We start from the raw sequence: 14,973 nt of genomic DNA, 5'->3' as shown, positions 1-14,973 counted from the left end.
AACCGATCCACCCTAAGACGACTAACGAAAGCTGGCTGCTCTCAGGAGGCAAGTCGCATCCGAATTTGCTGCAACTGCTGCTCAACCTGGTCAAAGCCCGTGCCCCCCTCGCTGCGCCGGGCCGCCACCACCTGCTGGGGAGTAATGGCCTTATAAATGTCGGCTTCAAAGGCAGGGTGCAGCTGCTGCCAGCGCCCCAGGGGCAGGTCGCGCAGCAGGATTCCCTCAGCCAGGCAGCCCTTCACCAGGCCGCCCACCAACTGATAAGCCTCGCGGAAGGGCACCCCCTTAGCCACCAGGTAGTCGGCCACATCGGTAGCGTTGGAGAAATCCGCCGCCACTGCCGCCTCCAGGCGCTGGGGCCGAAACTCGAGCCCCTCTTCAAACAGAATCGCCATCGCCTCCAGGCAATCGAGGCAGGTACGCACCCCGTCAAACAGGGCCTCCTTGTCTTCCTGGAAGTCCTTGTTGTACGCAAGGGGCAGCCCCTTGATCATGGTGAGCAAGCCCATCAGGTGGCCAAACACCCGGCCGCTCTTACCCCGCACCAGCTCGGGCACATCAGGGTTCTTTTTCTGGGGCATCAAGCTGCTGCCAGTCGCACAGCGGTCGGTGAGGCCGATAAAGCCAAACTCTTCGCTGGCCCAGAGAATCACCTCCTCACTGAGCCGGCTTAGGTGCACCAGCACCAAGCTGGCGGCAGCCATGAACTCAACCGCAAAGTCCCGATCACTGACCGCATCGAGACTATTGGCGTAGATGGTGTCAAAGCCCAACTCGGCGGCGGTCTGGCGCCGATCGATGGGCACCGGCGTGCCCGCCAGGGCCGCGGCCCCCAGGGGACAGATATTCACCCGGCCGCGCACATCTGCCAAGCGGGCCCGGTCCCGCTCAGCCATCTCGATGTAAGCCAGTAGGTGGTGGGCCAGACACACCGGCTGAGCCCGCTGCAGGTGGGTGTAGCCGGGGATTAAGACCGTGCTGTGCAGCTCAGCCTGAGCCAGCAGGGCCCGCTCAAAGCGCAGCAAGCCACCGTCAATGGCATCAATTTGGCCGCGTAGCCACAGACGCAGGTCGGTGCCCACCTGGTCGTTGCGACTGCGGCCGGTGTGCAGTTTCTTGCCCAGGGGGCCGAGTAACTCAATCAGACGCCGCTCAACGGCGAAGTGCACATCTTCAGCCTCCAGGCCGGGGTTGAACTCGCCCCTGGCTGCCTCAGCTCTCACATTCTCCAGGCCCTCGATCAACTGGGCCGCCTCGCTCTCGCTGATCACAGCGCAACTACCCAACATGCGGGCATGGGCGATGGAGCCGTCCAGGTCTTGCTGCAGCAGGGTGATGTCAAAACCGATCGAAGCGTTGAAGCGCTCGATCGCCGGATGCAGGCCCTGCTCGAAACGCTGGCTCCAGGTAGACGCGGTGGAATCAACAGCCATTCGGGGCTCGGCGGGCGGCGCTAGGCAGGTAATCAGCTTGGCAGGGAGGGCAGCATCAGCTCCTCCTTCACCTTGAGCACCACCATCGAAGCGTCATCGTCGAGCTGCCGGTCTGCCCCCACGAAGCGATCGAGCCGGGCAAACAGCTGGTCGAGAATCCCCTGAGCGCCGATGCCGGAGCGGCAGGCCGCCTGCAGCTGAAGCACCAACCGCTCCTCGTCGAAGCGCTCGCCGCTGAAGCCGGTGGCCTCAGTCACCCCATCTGTGTAATAGAGCAGCACATCGCCTGGATCCAGCACGATCTGCTCAAGGCCGTAATCGGCTTCGCTCTGCAAACCAATCAGCAGACCTGGGGCATCAAGGCGCTCCACCTGGTTGCGCTGGCGCCGCCAGATCAACGGCGGATTGTGGGCCGCATTGGCGTAGCGCAGCAGGTGGGTGCGGGGGTCGTAATCGGAATAAAAGAGGGTCACAAACCGGTGCGACTGGGCCAGGTCTTCCTGGGCCAGCTGGTTGAGGTCGTGAAGGATGCGCTCGGGGGAGTGGCCGCTCAGCACCTCGGCCCGCAACATGCCGCGCAGCATGGTCATCAGCAGACTTGCCGGCACGCCCTTGCCCATCACATCGCCCATCACCAGCGCCCAGCGGGCCTGTTCGCGGCGGCGGCCCAGCAGCTGGGGGCGGGTGGGGATGAAGTCGTAATAGTCACCACCCACCTGGAAGGCGGGGCGGCAGCGGGCGGCCAGCTCAACGCCATCGATCACCGGACAGCGGTCCGGCAGCAGCTGGGCCTGGATTTCAGCACCGATGCTGAGCTGGCGATCGAGCCGCTCGTGGCGCCGCATGGTCTGGAGCAGGGCCTCGTTTTCCAGAGCCACGGCGGCAAGGTCGGCCACCAGCTGCAGGTGGCGGCGATGCACCTCGCTCCAGGCAAAGCCCTGCCGATTGCTGAAGATGTATAGGCGGCCTCGCTGGAGGCTGCGGGAAACCACCGATGTAGCAACCACCTGGGCTTCGCCCAGCAACCGGCCCACCCGCTGATCAAGCAAGGCCGCCACAGCCGCATCACCGCTGAGAGCTGCCAAATCCCCATCCACCAACGCCGCCAGCTGGCGCACCAGCTCGGCGCAGGGCTCGGCAGGCGTGGCCTGCAGATACTCGCGCCAGAGGCGGCCATCCTCGTGAAATACCACCAGCACTGCCCCCTCGGCTTCCACCAGCCGGGCCGCCACCAGCGGCACCAGCTCCAGAAAGCGACCCAGATTAGTGAAACTGCGCAGGGCAAAAGCCAAGGAAGCCAGCAGCTCCTGGTTGCGCCGCTGCTCCCGGCTGAGGCTGTCGAGCAGTTGCCGCAGCGAGGCTGCAGCCGACAAGAGGGCCGGACCCTGGGGAGAAACCGGATGGGGGGGCGGCTTGTTGCTCACCGATTGGGCACGGTGCGGCCGCAGCGGTTTCGCAAGATAGCGGCGAAGCGGGCAAATGCCCTACCGGCCAAGGCAAGCAGGACCTCAGCGAGCCAGCAAGGCCTCAACAAACTCAAAGCTGTTAAAGGGGCGCAGGTCGCGAATACCCTCACCAGCGCCAATGAAACGGATTGGCAGCCTGGCTTCAGAGGCGACGGCCAGGGCCACACCACCACGGGCGCTGCCATCGAGCTTGGTGAGCACCACGCCCGTTAGTCCGGCGGCCTTGGCAAAAGCCATGGCCTGACGCAAACCGTTCTGACCCTGGCTGGCGTCCAGCACCAAAAGCGACTCCACCACCGCCTCCGGCGCCAGCTTGTCGACAATCCTGCGCACCTTGCTGAGCTCCTCCATCAAGTTGTGCTTGGTCTGCAGGCGGCCAGCCGTATCCACCAGCACCAGCTCAGTGCCCTTGGCCTGGGCAGCACCGATGGCGTCGTAGACGACTGCCGCTGGATCGGCATTGGCGCTGGGATTGGAGATCACCGGCACCTTGCTGCGCTCACCCCACACCTGCACCTGCTGCACCGCCGCGGCCCGGAAAGTATCAGCAGCAGCAATCAAGCAGCTGTAACCACTGCGCACCGCCAAGTTGGCCAGCTTGCCGAGCGTGGTCGTCTTGCCCACGCCGTTTACCCCCACCAACAGCCATACGTTGAGCTGCTCGCGGCGGGGGGCTAGCAGGGGCTGGCCACTGGCCTCGATCGGTTGGTCGAGGATGGCGCGCAGCTGCTCCTTAAGGAAGCGCAGGCCCTCGGCGGGATCCACCACCTCCTGATTTAGCCGCTGGCGCAGGGCGCCAAGGGCCCGGTCGGTGGCCTCCACCCCAACGTCTGCCCGCAGCAGGGTGGTTTCCAGACCATCAACCACCTCTGGCGTGAGCGGGTCATCACCCAGGTTGTCGAGCAGCTGGGTGACCAAGCCCTGGCGGGTTTTCTCGAGGCCCTGGCGCAAACGAGTGAGCCAGTCGATCTCCTCAAGCGAAACCTGATCAACCCGCTTGCCCTGGGCCGCGAGTACCTCAGCCGACCAGGTGAAGGTGGCGTCGAAAGCGCCCAAGCTGGGCTCAGCTAGTTCGGGCGCTGCAGGGGCTTCAAGGGCGGGAGCCTCTGGCGCCGTGATCGCCTGTTGGCGTTCGGCCCGCTGGGCCGCTGCCTGCTCCAGCATGGAAAGGGGCGCGGCCACTGGAGTAGCCGGTTGGGCAACCTGCTGAGGATCCTGCTCAAGACCCTGTTCGCTCTGCTGGGTATTGATCAGTACAGGCTGTACAGAATCTGGAAGAGGGGGCTCAGGGGCAGATTCGGGCTCAAGCTGCCGCCGCTTTTGCTCCTCCTGCTGGGCCTTGAGGCGGGCGTAGGCCTGGCGGGCCCATTCCAGCGCCTCAGCGTTGGGATCGGAGGAAACCTCAACAGGCTGTTCTTGAGCCTGTTCTGGACCCTGATCCGAAACCTGTTCAGAAGCTGGCGGCGGGGTTGCTGATGGGTCAGCTGGAGATGGGCCGGTGCGATTAAACCAGTCGTAAACCATGGCTTGCTCAGGCCTCCGCCGCGGAACGAGCTGCCGTAAAGCGCCGCAGCACCCCGTTGATCATGCGGCGGCCCTGCTCATCGCTATAGCGATTGGCTAACTCCACAGCTTCGTTACAGGCCACAGCAGGGGGGGTGCGGAAGCTCTCGAGGTCTACGGCTGCCAGCCGCAGGATGTCCCGATCGATGCGGGGCAGGCGAGTAAGACGCCATCCCTCCATCACCCGATCCAGCCGCTCATCGATCGCCTGACGGTCGCGCAGCACGGCCTCGACCCGGGCGATGGCACCTAGGCGCACCTCTTCTTGGTCGGCCAGCATCAGCAGCCGGGGCAACTCCAGGCTTGCAGAAAGGCGGTTAAGGGCCTGTTCAGCCGCGACCAGGCCGGCGTTGAGGTGCTGGCGCACCCGGGGCAACTGCTGCTCACCCTGCTCCTGCAACTCGCTATCAAGCAGTTGCTGCTGGGCGGCCTGCAAGTCTTCGGCGGAGCGATCCAGGGACTCACGCACGTCCTGGCTGAGGGTGGCGAGCACCTGCTGCAACAGGCCCTCCATGCCAGTTGGCAAGGCCGGGGCAGACGAGCCGCGATCACTGGTCTGACCAAGCATCAGCAGGGCCAGTTCACGGGAGAGGGTGCGGCTCTGCATCAGGTGGGTTCTGCCTCAGGAAAGTTGGGGGGTGCGCAGCTGGGCCAGCAGGCTGGAGAAGCTGCGATTGGGGGTGGAGCGTTCGTCGGGGTTGACGATGCCGGCGGAAATGATTGTGCGGAAAGCATCCTCCACCGAGATCTCGAGATCCTTAACAGAACCCTCTGGCACAACGGTGTACCAGCCGGTGGTTGGATTCGGCGCAGTGGGAATGAACACACTCAGCATGGGCTCAGTGAAGCCTGCCTGCAGGGCAGAGCCGATCGCGCCAGTCACAAAGCCCAGGGCGTAGAGACCCTCGCGGGGATACTCCACCAGCACGACCCGACGAAACTTGCTGGAGTTGCCCTGGAGGAAAGTTTCCAGCAGCTGCTTGAGGGTTTTGTAAACCGAGCCAGCTAGGGGGATGCGCAGCAGAGTCCCCTCGCCAAACTCAAGCAGCCAGCGACCAACAATGTTGCGGGCCATCAGGCCGATCAACAGGATGCCGAGCAGGGGCACCAGTAGACCAACGCCCAGGTTGATCAGCTCCTGCAACACCGGATTGAGGGTATTGAAGGGATTGAACTGCTTAGGGATAGAAGTGAGAAACGCCAGCACGAAACGGCTCACCGTGGTGCCCAACCAGATCGTGGTTGCCAGTGGAATCACCACCAGCAAACCAGCGATCAAATCGTTCTTGAGATCGGATTGAAGCCGATCCCCTAGGGGCTGATCCGATCTGGGGCTGGATTGAACCAAATGACAATCCGGAGATCCGGCCTGCAGCAATCTGCTTTCAACTTAGCCAGCCGGCCTCACAGCAGGGCCACTAAGGCCAAAAGCACGAAGCCGATAGCCAGTACCACTGCTGTGCCGGTGCCGCCGTAGCGACGCTGGTTGACCGTGAGATCACGAGCGCGCTGTTGCTGCTGAAGCTGATCTTCAGCCTGCTGCAACTGGCGCTGCATGAAACTCTTAGCAGCCGCCTGCTGCTGCTCCGGAGTGGCATCAGCGGGGATCTGACCGGCCTGGGCCGCCTGGGCAATCAATTGGTCGATGACCTGAGGATTGTCCATTTGGGCGCGGGCCATAGCCAGTTGACCCTTGCGCGCAGCCAGCTGCTGATCTGCCTGTTCGGAGAGGCTGCGGTCGCCGCTGATTGAAACCGGCACCGCCACGACCAAGGCAAGGGCCAGCAGGATGCTCACTACAGCCACAAGCCAGCGCAGCGGGGTGCGGCCAGCGGCGGGATGGTCGAGGCGACTGCCGAATAGCATCAACACCAACCCAACTAAAGCCATCGGCGACTGGCTAACCAGTCGATCCATCAGCAGCTGGCGATATCCCTCTTCAGCCCAGTTCCAAGAGCCCAGGAGCACCAGCAACTGCAGGGCAAGCAACACGACCAAGGTGAGGCCGAGCCAACGCAACAGGTGGCCTAGGCGGCCGAAGGAAGCAGTGCTCACAGAAGGGTCTCGCGGCAGATTTAGACAACGGCGCAACTGTACGGTCGATGACGCTGCACGCCCACCACGACCTTGCACTCCGTCTAAAACAGCAAGCCCAGCAGCTTGGGTTTGACCCGGTGGGCCTCGCCGCCGTGCCAGCCGGAAAGCGCCTGGAGCTGCGCACGGCGGCCCTGGAGCGCTGGCTTGCAGCGGGCTATCAAGCCGACATGGCCTGGATGGCCGACCCGCGCCGGCGCGCAGTGGAGCAGCTACTGCCCGGGGTGCGCAGCCTGCTGGCGGTGGGCCTCAACTACTACGTGGAGGCCGATCGGGCACCGGGGGCGCTCAAGGTGGCCCGCTACGGCTGGGGACGGGACTACCACCGGGTGATCGATGGCCGCCTGCGCCAGCTGGGTCGCTGGTTGGAGCAGCAGGTGCCTGGGGTGGGTTGGCGGGCCTGCGTCGACAGTGCACCGCTGATGGATAAGGCCTGGGCCGAGCAGGCCGGCCTGGGCTGGATTGGCAAAAACGGCAACCTGATCAATCGCGAGCGTGGCTCCTGGCTACTGCTGGGCCACCTGCTCACCACCTTGGAGCTGCCTGCCGATGCTGCCGCCACAACCCTTTGCGGCAGCTGCAGCCGCTGCCTGCCGGCCTGTCCCACCGGCGCCATCACCGAGCCCTTCGTGGTGGACAGCCGCCGCTGCCTGGCCTTTCACACCATCGAAAACCGCGATCCCGAACTGCCGCAAGCGATCACCAGCAAATTGGAGGGCTGGGTCGCCGGCTGCGACATCTGCCAGGACGTGTGTCCCTGGAATCAACAGCCGCTGCAAAGCAGTGAAGATGCGGATCTACAGCCCCGGCCCTGGCTGCTGAACCTGCAGGCCGAGGAAGCCCTGGGGTGGAGCGACGCCGACTGGGATACCAAGCTGCGAGCCTCGGCCCTGCGCCGACTCAAACCCTGGATGTGGCGGCGCAACCTGCGGGCCAGCCGGCGCGGCACTGCCTAGGCTGGCCAAACCCGTCTCCCCGTAATGGCTCCGCGCTGGTCGCGCCCTGACTTCAGAACTGCCCTGCTGCCCGCTGCCCTCGGGCTGCTGCTGACAGCTGGGCTGCCCGCCCGGGCGTTGGTGCCCTACGTGTACGTGCCCCAACGGCAGGAACTCGAAGCTGCCGGTCTGGGCATCGCCCAGGCGGCGGCCCGGCTGCTGCGACTTGGTCAAGCCAGGGACGCCGCCAGGCTGGCTGCCCTGACGGTGCAGCTGCTGCCAGAAGATCCCCGCGGCTGGGTGTTGCTGGCTGAGGCCCAGCTGCGCAGCAACCAGCTGGAACAGGCCGGTATATCACTGGCCAAGGCCAAGAAACTCGATCCAAGCAACCCTGGGATCTGGTTTGCCGAGGGTTCCCTAGCCCTACGGGCCGGCAAACCCAATGAGGCCATCGGCCTGTTGGAACAGGGCCTGAAACTGGATAAGCGCAACGCCGGCGCCTATTTCGACCTGGGCAACGCCCGCATCCTGCTAGGCCAGAGCGGCCAAGCCTTGGCTGCCTTTGAGCGGGCCTCTTCCCTGCGCAAAGGCTTCTGGGAAGCCCTCAACAACCAGGGGCTGGTGTTGTTCGAGCAGGGCAATAAAAAGGCGGCCATCAGCCGCTGGCGCGAGGTGTTGAAGATCAAGCCAGATGCGGCTGAACCAACCCTGGCCCTGGCCGCCAGTCTGTTTGCCAACGGTCCGGAAAATCGCAGCGAAGCTGTCGAATTGGTTGGCAAGGCCCTCGACACCGAACCCAACTACGTGCTCGACAGCCACCAGAAGGACCAGCTCTGGGGACCGAAACTGCGCAGCACCACCGCCGAACTCTTCAAGCTGGCCGAACTCAAACCCGTGGTGGATCGGGCCCTTGCCAATGCCAGCCCGGAGGGCGAAAGCAGCGACGAGGAGTAGATGGGGAGCCCTGGACATCATCTGTAGGCTGAGCCCCAGCTTGCTGCCCCAGACCCCAACACCGGATGGCCGAGGAGCGATCAGGCGAATCCATCGGACCGGGCAACGACGCCCGCATCGAACCGATTGCGCTGCACCTAGAGATGCAGCGGTCCTACCTCGAATACGCCATGAGCGTGATCGTTGGCAGGGCCCTGCCGGATGCACGCGACGGCCTCAAGCCAGTGCAGCGCCGCATCCTGTTTGCGATGCACGAGCTGGGGCTCACCCCGGATCGCCCCTACCGGAAATGCGCCCGGGTCGTCGGCGACGTACTCGGCAAATACCACCCCCATGGTGATCAGGCCGTCTACGACGCCCTGGTGCGCCAGGTGCAAACCTTCGCCAGCCGCCATCCCCTGCTGGATGGCCACGGCAACTTCGGCTCCGTGGACGACGACCCCCCGGCGGCGATGCGCTACACCGAAACCCGCCTGGCTCCGATCGCCAACGAAGCGCTGCTGGATGAAATCGGCGCCGACACCGTTGACTTCGCGGCCAACTTCGATGGCTCCCAGCAGGAGCCGACGGTGCTGCCAGCCCAGCTGCCCTTCCTGCTGCTAAATGGCTGCACCGGTATCGCCGTGGGCATGGCCACCAACATCCCGCCCCACAACCTGGGCGAGGTGGTGGATGCCCTGATCGCCTTGGTGCGCAAACCGGAGCTAAGCGATGAAAAGCTGCTGGAGCTAGTGCCCGGCCCGGACTTTCCCACCGGCGGCGAGGTGCTGGTGGGGCAAGGGGTCCGCGATACCTACCTCGTGGGCCGCGGCAGCATCCCGATGCGGGGCGTCGCCCACATCGAGGAGGTACAGCCCGGAAAGGGACGCCATCGCCGCGGCGCCGTGGTGATCACCGAGCTGCCATACCAGCTCAGCAAAGCCGGCTGGATCGAGAAACTGGCTGAGCAGGTAAACGACGGCAAGATCGGCGGCATCGCCGATATCCGCGACGAAAGCGACCGTGAAGGCATGCGGGTGGTAGTTGAACTCCGCCGCGACGCCAACGCCGAAACCGTGCTGGCCGACCTGCAGCGCCGTACCGCCCTGCAAAGCAACTTCGGCGCCATCATGCTGGCCCTGGTAAACGGCCAGCCGGTGCAGCTGAACCTGCGGCGCCTGCTGCAGGAATTCCTGGACTACCGGGAACTGACCCTGATCCGCCGCACCCGCCACGCCCTCAAGCGCTGCGAAGACCGCCTGGAGGTGGTGGAGGGCCTACTAAAGGCGCTCTATGCCCTGCAGCAGGTGATCGCCCTGATCACCGCGGCCCCCGATGCCGCCAGTGCCCGGGCGGCCCTGCAGGTGCAACTCGAGCTGAGCGAGCGTCAGGCCGATGCGGTGTTGTCGATGCCACTGCGGCGCCTCACGGGCCTTGAACAGGAAAGCCTGCGCAAGGAAGCTGCAGAATTGGCCGTGGAACGCGAGCGGCTGCGCCACCTGCTGGACGACCGCACCGTGCTGCTCGACACCCTGGTGGCCGAACTCAAAGCCCTGCGCAAGCGCTTTGCCACGCCCCGGCGCACCCGGCTGGTGGAGGGCGGCGATGCCCTGGTGGCCCAGCGAGCTGCAGCCATCCGCCCCAACGCCGAACTACAGCGCCAGCAAGCCTTTGGCGCCCTGGCCCCCGAAAGCCGGCTACTGATCCAGGCCGATGGAGCCGTGAAAATCCTCAGCGCCCAGATGCTGGGGCGCCTGCACCTAGATGAACCCATCCAACTTGGAGAGCATCCGGCACCAGCCCGGCTGATCCTGCCGATCGCCGAGCAACCGCTGCTGCTGGCCTTCACGGGTAGTGGCCGGGTGGCCTTACTGCGCTGGGAATTCGCCGGCCAGCAGCCGGGGAAGCTGGAGCGCTTCCTACCCGACAGCATCGAGGGCGAAGCGGTAGTGCAGGTGCTTCCCCTACCCCGCCAAGGCAGCCTGGGACTCCTAAGCAGCGACGGGCGTTTCAAACGTCTGCCAATTGAGGAGTTTCAGGAACTGTCTGGCCGGGCCACCACCGTGCTCAAGCTCAAGGAGGGCGTGACCCTGCAGCGGGTGGTGGCCGGCCAGGAAGGAGACACCTTGATAGTGGCTACCAGCACTGGCCGCGTGCTGCGGCTAAGCCTGGACGAAACCCAGCTGCCCCTGATGGGGCGCGCTGCCCAAGGCCCCCTACTAATGCGCCTGTTGCCAGGTGAGCAGCTGGTGGGTGCCGCCTGCCTTACTGCAGCGGAAGCGGAAACCACCGGCGCAAACCAAAGCACAGTGGTGCTGGCCACCGCCAGTGGGCAACTGAAGCGGCTGCTGGTGTCGAGCCTGCGGCCCTGTCAGCGAGGCGACATGGGGCAGATCGGCCTGCGGCTGCAGGAGCGGGGCGATTACCTGGTCGACCTGCAAAGCCCAACCGGTACTGCAGTTGGAAGCGCCGTGCTGGGACTACTGACTGATAAGGGCTGGAGCTGCCGCATCGACCTAAACGAGCTGGAGGGCGAAGACACCAGCGGCACTGGAATCAACCTGAAGCTGCCCCAAGGACAGCAAATTCAAGAACTGATTCCTCTTATCAACTAACTGCCAATCAATTAACTGCCAAGGGAACCAAGCAGCCCTTAGAGCTCTTGCAGCACCTTGGCAGCGATGCCAGCCGGCTCAAGCATCAGCTTGCTGGAGCTCACCTGCTCGTCCATTTCGATGGGATAGGCACCGTCAAAGCAGGCGGTGCAGAAGTGGGCGGAATTGGCATGGGCCGCATCCACCATGCCCTGCTTGCTCAGGTAAGCGAGTGAATCGACGCCAAGGTGGGCGGCGATTTCTTCCAGGGTGAGACGAGCAGCAATCAACTGGTCCTGGGTATCGGTATCGATGCCGTAGAAGCAGGGATGGGTGACTGGCGGCGAACTAATTCGCATATGCACCTCGGTGGCGCCGGCATCCCGCAGGGCTTGCACCAACTTGCGACTGGTGGTGCCCCGCACGATTGAATCGTCGATGACCACAACGCGCTTGCCGGCGAGCACATCTGGCAGGGGGTTGAGCTTCACCCTGATGCCGGCCTCCCGCATCGCCTGGGTGGGCTGGATGAAGGTGCGGCCCACATAGCGGTTCTTGATCAGGCCGTCAGCAAACGGGATACCGCTGAGCTGGGAGTAGCCAATCGCCGCCGGAATACCGGAATCGGGAACGCCGATGACTATGTCGGCTTCTACCGGTGTTTCACGGGCCAGGGCCTCGCCAATTCGCACCCTGTAGCTGTAGAGGGATTCGCCGAAAAAGCGGCTATCTGGCCGGGCGAAATAGATCATCTCGAAGACGCACAGCTTGGTGGGCTGCTCGCACCAACGGCTGCGGCTTGGTTCGGCTTGGCCTGGACGGAAATGGATGATCTCGCCGGGCTCCACATCGCCATCAAAGGCGGCTCCAATGATGTCTAGCCCGCACGACTCACTGCTCACCACCCACTGGGCTTGCTGCGTTTCACCAATATGACCAAACACCAAAGGCCGGATGCCATGGCCATCCCGGAGAGCGAAAAGGCCATCAGGGGTGCCGATCACCAGGCTGAAGGCACCGCGGCAGCACTCGGCAGCGACCCTAATCGCCCCATCCCAATCCAGGCCCCGGTTCACGGCCTGCTGAATCGCAAAAGCGATCAGTTCGGAGTCGGTGGTGGAGGTGAGCTCACTGGCAATGGACGCCAGGTCGTGGCGGAGCTCGGCTGCGTTGACCAAATTGCCGTTATGGGCAAGGGCGAAAGGACCAATGCGGGTGTTGAGCACCACCGGCTGGGCGTTGCAAACCTTGCTGCTGCCGGTGGTGGAATAGCGGTTGTGGCCGATAGCTAGATCGCCAGTGAGGCGCTCCAGCACGGCCTGATCAAACACCTGGCTAACCAGGCCCATGTCCTTGTGCAGGCGCACCTTGCGCTCTGCATCAAACACGGCGATACCGGCTGATTCCTGGCCCCGATGCTGCAGGGCGTATAGACCGAAGTAGGTGAGGTTGGCCACCGGTTGCCCCGGCGCCAGCACGGCATAGACGCCGCAGGCTTCCTCGGGCTTGTCCGGACGCATCACCAGCACAGGCCCATCAACAATCACGGTGAAATTTCATTCTGCACGAGCGCCCTCGCCCATTCGCCGCGGGATGGCCTGCTCGTAGCAGGCCTCCAATGCCGCCAGGCTCTGCTCAAGCAAAGGTTGGCCTGCTTGGCGAATTACCAGGCTGGCAGCAGCTGTAACCGCGCCAAGCCGCTCTGCCGGCACTGCAGCCAACGCCAGAGCCTGCTGCCATGCGGCATCCTGATCGGCGGGCACGCTCACCAGGATGCGGGCACCACCCTCGGCAAACAGCAGCCGATCCAGTCGGGCGCTGCTGGCCGTGATCTCCAGCTCAGCCCCCAGGGGTATTAATGCCATGGTGGCGATGCAGCACTCGGCCGCAGCCACCGCCAGGCCGCCATCGCTGAGGTCGTGGGCGGAGGCCACCAAGCCCTGGGCAATCGCTTGGCGCAGGAAGCCCTGAACCGAACGCTCCAGAACCAAATCAATCTCAGGCGGGCGCCCCGTGACGGCTCCATGCAGCCGCTCCAGATAGCTGCTGCCGGCCAGGCTCAAGCGGGGATCGGCGGGAGCCTCACCTGTTTCCAAAGGCACCCCCAGCAGCCAGATGGCGTCGCCGGCCTGGCGCCAGGCCTGGCCGCGCACGTGCTCAAGGGTGTGCACCAGGCCGACCATGCCCACCACGGGGGTGGGGTGGATCGGCTGCATGAGGCCATCGGGCAGGCGGGTCTCGTTGTAGAGGGAGACGTTGCCGCCGGTGACAGGGGTATCCAGGGCGCTGCAAGCAGCCGAAAGGCCGCGGCAGGCCATCGCCAGCTGCCAGTAGCCGGTGGGGGTTTCCGGCGAGGGGAAATTGAGGTTGTCGGTGATCGCCAAGGGCTCGGCGCCGACACAGCTGAGGTTGCGGGCCGCCTCGGCCACCGCCGCCATGGCGCCGCGCTCGGGATCGAGGGATACCCAGCGGTTGGGGCAGTCCACCACCGCCGCCACGCCACGGCTGGCCGCCGCCATGGCGCCCTCGCCCTGCTGGGGTCGCAGCCGCACCACGGCCGCATCGGCGCCGCCGGGGGGCACCACGGTGTTGGCCTGCACCTGGTGGTCGTACTGGCGGTATACCCAGCGCTTGGAGGCGATGGTGGGGTCATCAAGCAGGGCCAGCAGGGCCCCATCCCAGCTGAAAGGCAACTCAGCTGGTAACTGGGTCTCGCTCCAGCGCCAGTGGGCCTGGATCTCAGCAGGCGGCTCGCTCAGCAATGTGTGGTGGTTGATCGGCGTGTCGTCCGCCAGGGCGCTGGCGGGCACCTCGGCCGCCACCTGGCCGTGCTGCAGCACCCGCACGATGTTGTCTTCCAGCACCCGGCCCACCACTGCTGCCTGCAGCCCCCAGCGCGTAAAGCGCGCCATCAGCGCCTGCTCCGTGCCGGGCTTGACCACAAACAACATCCGCTCCTGGGATTCGCTCAGCAAAAACTCATAGGCGGTCATGCCGGCCTCACGGGCGGGCACGCGGTCGAGATCCAGCTCAATGCCAAGGCCGCCCTTGGCAGCCATCTCCGAGCAGCTGCAGGTGAGGCCGGCGGCGCCCATATCTTGAGCCGCCACCACATCACCGCTCTGGAAGGCCTCCAGGCAGGCCTCGATCAGTCCCTTCTCAAGGAAGGGATCGCCAACCTGCACGGCGGGGCGATCATCCAGGGAGGCCTCGGTGAGCTCGGCGGAGGCAAAGCTGGCGCCGCCCATGCCGTCGCGGCCGGTGGTGCTGCCCACATAGACCACGGGGTAACCAACTCCTTCAGCACCGGAGCAGACGATCTCCTCGGTTTCCATCAGCCCCAAGGCCATGGCGTTCACCAAGGGGTTGCCGGAGTAGCTGGGGTCAAACGCCACCTCCCCACCCACGGTGGGCACGCCCACGCAGTTGCCGTAGTGGGCGATGCCGGCCACCACGCCCTCCATCAGACCCACGTTGCGCTCGTCCTCCAAGGGACCGAAGCGCAGGGCATTGAGCAGGGCGATCGGCCGGGCGCCCATGGTGAAGATGTCGCGCAGGATGCCGCCAACGCCGGTGGCCGCACCCTGGAACGGCTCCACGGCCGAGGGGTGGTTGTGGCTCTCGATCTTGAAGGCCAGGCGCTGGCCTTCACCCAGATCCACCACGCCTGCATTCTCGCCAGGGCCCACCAGGATGCGCGGGCCGGTGGTCGGGAAGCCCTGCAGCAGCGGCCGCGAGTTGCGGTAGCAGCAGTGCTCCGACCACATCACCCCAAACATGCCCAACTCAGCGCGGTTGGGAGCGCGGCCGAGGCGACGGCAGATCTCGTCGTAGTCGGCCTGGCTGAGGTTCTCCTTCTTGAGGGCATCGAGAACCGAATAGGCCGGTGCTTCGAAAGAGGCGGCAACCACGTGCAGCTGGGCAAGATCACTCCAGTCTCGCCGAGCGGGCC

Annotated in this window: 11 protein-coding genes; 3 read left to right on the top strand and 8 right to left on the bottom strand. The window is 64.9% G+C overall.

The features are described from left to right. Positions 1-41: 41 nt before the first annotated feature. The 6 genes from argH to KBY83_RS10590 form a co-directional block, all read right to left on the bottom strand. Positions 42-1,436 (bottom strand): argininosuccinate lyase, encoded by a 1,395-nt coding sequence (gene argH / locus KBY83_RS10615; protein WP_106632517.1) that lies wholly within the window; start codon positions 1,434-1,436, stop codon positions 42-44. Positions 1,437-1,468: 32 nt separating this feature from the next. Next, positions 1,469-2,860, bottom strand: a complete 1,392-nt coding sequence (locus tag KBY83_RS10610; protein WP_255019514.1) for a SpoIIE family protein phosphatase — start codon at positions 2,858-2,860, stop codon at positions 1,469-1,471. Positions 2,861-2,944: 84 nt separating this feature from the next. After that, positions 2,945-4,426 carry a signal recognition particle-docking protein FtsY gene (gene ftsY, locus KBY83_RS10605; RefSeq protein ID WP_255019513.1) on the bottom strand — a complete coding sequence of 494 codons (1,482 nt, stop codon included), beginning with the start codon at positions 4,424-4,426 and terminating at the stop codon, positions 2,945-2,947. A 7-nt stretch (positions 4,427-4,433) separates the two neighbouring features. Next, positions 4,434-5,072: a transcription antitermination factor NusB gene (gene nusB / locus KBY83_RS10600; RefSeq protein WP_106632520.1), complete on the bottom strand. Its 639-nt coding sequence runs from the start codon at positions 5,070-5,072 to the stop codon at positions 4,434-4,436. 15 nt (positions 5,073-5,087) lie between these two features. Then, positions 5,088-5,813, bottom strand: a complete 726-nt coding sequence (locus KBY83_RS10595) for a DUF502 domain-containing protein (RefSeq protein WP_106632521.1) — start codon at positions 5,811-5,813, stop codon at positions 5,088-5,090. Between the two features lie 56 nt (positions 5,814-5,869). After that, positions 5,870-6,520 carry an HpsJ family protein gene (locus tag KBY83_RS10590; RefSeq protein WP_254941699.1) on the bottom strand — a complete coding sequence of 217 codons (651 nt, stop codon included), beginning with the start codon at positions 6,518-6,520 and terminating at the stop codon, positions 5,870-5,872. 47 nt (positions 6,521-6,567) lie between these two features. Here KBY83_RS10590 and queG point away from each other — a divergent pair, with 47 nt between their 5' ends. The 3 genes from queG to KBY83_RS10575 all read left to right on the top strand — a co-directional run bounded on the left by queG (position 6,568) and on the right by KBY83_RS10575 (position 11,042). After that, positions 6,568-7,515, top strand: a complete 948-nt coding sequence (gene queG / locus KBY83_RS10585; RefSeq protein ID WP_255019512.1) for a tRNA epoxyqueuosine(34) reductase QueG — start codon at positions 6,568-6,570, stop codon at positions 7,513-7,515. A 24-nt stretch (positions 7,516-7,539) separates the two neighbouring features. After that, positions 7,540-8,448 (top strand): tetratricopeptide repeat protein, encoded by a 909-nt coding sequence (locus KBY83_RS10580; protein WP_255019511.1) that lies wholly within the window; start codon positions 7,540-7,542, stop codon positions 8,446-8,448. Positions 8,449-8,513: 65 nt separating this feature from the next. Beyond that, on the top strand, positions 8,514-11,042 hold the full coding sequence (locus tag KBY83_RS10575; protein ID WP_255019510.1) for a DNA topoisomerase (ATP-hydrolyzing) subunit A: 2,529 nt from the start codon (positions 8,514-8,516) through the stop codon (positions 11,040-11,042). A 38-nt stretch (positions 11,043-11,080) separates the two neighbouring features. On the opposite strand, the gene purF is transcribed toward KBY83_RS10575, so the two are convergent. Next, positions 11,081-12,541: an amidophosphoribosyltransferase gene (gene purF / locus KBY83_RS10570; protein WP_255019533.1), complete on the bottom strand. Its 1,461-nt coding sequence runs from the start codon at positions 12,539-12,541 to the stop codon at positions 11,081-11,083. 36 nt (positions 12,542-12,577) lie between these two features. After that, entirely contained in the window at positions 12,578-14,932 is a 2,355-nt protein-coding gene (gene purL / locus KBY83_RS10565) for a phosphoribosylformylglycinamidine synthase subunit PurL (protein WP_255019509.1), read from the bottom strand. Positions 14,933-14,973 lie beyond the last annotated feature (41 nt).

It is taken from the genome of Cyanobium sp. WKJ7-Wakatipu (genome assembly GCF_024345355.1).
GTDB lineage: Bacteria > Cyanobacteriota > Cyanobacteriia > PCC-6307 > Cyanobiaceae > Cyanobium_A > Cyanobium_A usitatum.
Note: the sequence above shows the minus strand (reverse complement) of the source record. Positions and strands in the feature narration are given on the sequence as shown.